Source organism: Corynebacterium sp. HMSC05H05 (genome assembly GCF_001807265.1).
Classification (GTDB): Bacteria; Actinomycetota; Actinomycetes; order Mycobacteriales; family Mycobacteriaceae; genus Corynebacterium.
The window spans coordinates 1-790 of the sequence record NZ_KV788381.1; the positions used below are offsets into that span (position 1 = coordinate 1).

The window sequence follows — 790 nt, forward strand, 5'->3', positions numbered from 1 at the left end:
GGTGCTGTTGCAACTTGGGGCGGGAGCCAAGAAAGCTCCGTTTTTATTGTGTGATCAACGCTATGTTCCTGTGTTGTCAGGCCGTCTCGAATACCCGGCTAACAATCACTGCATCCGGATTCGGGTGACCATAGGCAAACATCGTGCCCTGCCCCTTCCGCAATGAGTGCATCGCTTCCATCCCTTTCAACGTCCGGTAGGCAGACGTTCGGTTTTTGAATGCTCCTTTCGGCCCCAGGATCCGCTTTAACCGGCCATGATCGCCTTCAATGACGTTGTTGAGGTATTTCACCCGACGATGCTCGACCGTCGATGGACAGACGCCTTCCGCCTTCAGCTCAGAGATTGCCCTGGCGAGTGAGGGGGCCTTGTCGGTGCTGATCACCCGCGGATAGCCTGCCGATTTATTCGACCGCAGCGTCTTCGCCAGGAAACGCTTCGCTGCCGCGACGTTGCGTTTTGGTGAGAGGTAGAAGTCCAGGGTCTGGCCACCGGCGGTGATTGCCCGATAGAGGTAGCACCACTTTCCCCCGACCCGGATATAGGTCTCATCCACCCGCCAGGACCTGGCCTGCCAGTCAGGAACTTGCCGATACCACCGGGTCTTCTTATCCAGCTCAGGAGCATATTTCTGGACCCAGCGGTAGATCGTGGTGTGATCGACCGGCACTCCCCGCTCGGTCATCATCTCTTCGAGGTCGCGATAGCTCACGCCGTAGCGGCAGTACCACCGCACCGCCCACAGGATGATTTCACGAGGGAACTGCCGACCGGAGAAGATGCCCATGGA

1 protein-coding gene is annotated in these 790 nt (G+C 58.1%); it reads right to left on the minus strand.

The window, feature by feature from the left end; genetic code table 11:
* Positions 1-76: 76 nt before the first annotated feature.
* Complete coding sequence (locus HMPREF3151_RS03295; RefSeq protein ID WP_010889963.1) at positions 77-787, minus strand: IS6-like element IS1628 family transposase; 711 nt, start codon at positions 785-787, stop codon at positions 77-79.
* Between the last annotated feature and the right edge of the window lie 3 nt (positions 788-790).